Here is a 1,426-nt window from a genome sequence, read left to right as displayed (position 1 = left end):
CATTACAGTTGCGCTTATTGTGGGTCTCTGAATCCATCGGTCACCATGATTCGGAGATCATGGATGACGGGTGCCTCGATCGAGACGACGCTGGAGCTTTGGGCTTCGTCGTTGCGGGATGTTAAGGCGCGGATTGCGCCGTTGTTCACGCAGGCGCGGGTGGCGGCGTCGGCAGGGCTGTTTCTCGATGGCCTGCTGGGTGACGAGCGGCGCAAGACCGGCTGGATGCGGGCGGAGGCAGCCGGCGATCCCGGCCCCTGGCGGCAGCAGGCGCTTCTGGGACGCGGTCGCTGGGATGCCGATGCGTTGCGCGAGCTGGTGCGCGATTACGCGATGGAAACCCTGGCCGACCCAGACGCCGTGCTCGTTCTGGACGAGACCGGCTTCCTGAAGCAGGGCAAGGCATCGTGCGGCGTGGGACGCCAGTACACAGGTTCGGCCGGCAAGATCACCAACTGCCAGATCGGCGTGTTCGCCGCCTATGTCTCGCGCCACGGCCATGCCTTCATCGACCGGGCGCTGTATCTGCCCAAGGCCTGGACGGGCGACGCGGATCGGATGGCGGCGGCGCATGTGCCGGCGGAGACGGTCTTTTCGACCAAACCTGCTCTGGCCCTGGCCATGATCAAGCGAGCGATCGCCGCCGGCACCCCTTTCAGCTGGGTCGCCGCCGACAGCGTCTATGGCGTCGGCGACATCGAGATCGCGTTGCGTCGAGCCGGCAAGGGCTATGTCCTCGGCGTCAACGCCAATCATCATTTTGGCTCCTGGACCGGCAAGCCGCCGGTCGCCGGCACGGCCGAGGAGATCGCGGGCGCGCTTGACCCCGCCCTCTGGAAACGCCTGTCGGCCGGTGCCGGGACAAAGGGCAAGAGGCTTCACGACTGGGCCTATTGCGAACTCGCCGATCTCGACGCAGCCGAATATGACGAGAGCCGATCCGGCCTCTGGACGCGGGGGCTCCTGATCCGCCGCCACATCGGCGATGGCGCTCTGGCCTTCTTCTCCACATGGTGTCCGGCTGGAACGAGCGTCGAGACCCTGGTCGAGGTCGAAGGTCATCGCTGGGCGATCGAGGACAGCTTCGAGACCGCCAAGAACGAACTCGGGCTCGATCACAACGAAACCCGCTCCTGGCATGGCTGGCACCGTCACGTCTCGCTCGTCATGCTCGCCTTCGCCATGATGGCCGCAATCCGCCACCGCGCCAATGCGCCGCCGCCCCCAAAAAGCATCCGAACGGCTTCCCGGAAACCCAAACGTCCCTGATCCGCTGGTCCGTCCAGGAGATCCGCCGCATCGCCGTCAGGCTCGCCCAGCGACGCATCAAGCCAGCGCACGTCATCGCATGGTCGCTCTGGCGAAGAGCCCATCAAGCCATCGCTCAGCAAGCTCACGTTAAATCAAAAAGGCAACTGTAATGCTA

Annotated in this window: 1 protein-coding gene; it reads left to right on the top strand. The window is 65.1% G+C overall.

The features are described 5' to 3' along the window. Positions 1 to 45 precede the first annotated feature (45 nt). Entirely contained in the window at positions 46 to 1,269 is a 1,224-nt protein-coding gene (locus FG93_RS18625; RefSeq protein ID WP_081881648.1) for an IS701 family transposase, read from the top strand. The last annotated feature ends 157 nt before the right edge of the window (positions 1,270 to 1,426 follow it).

This window comes from Allobosea sp. LC85 (genome assembly GCF_000735605.1).
GTDB lineage: Bacteria > Pseudomonadota > Alphaproteobacteria > Rhizobiales > Beijerinckiaceae > Allobosea.
The sequence above is the reverse complement of the archived record's forward strand: the minus strand, read 5'-3'. Positions and strand labels throughout refer to the sequence as shown.

Bases quoted from the DNA above. Each gene is read 5' to 3' on its own strand.
- FG93_RS18625 (WP_081881648.1), top strand. From the start codon at position 46: ATGATTCGGAGATCATGGATGACGGGTGCCTCGATCGAGACGACGCTG.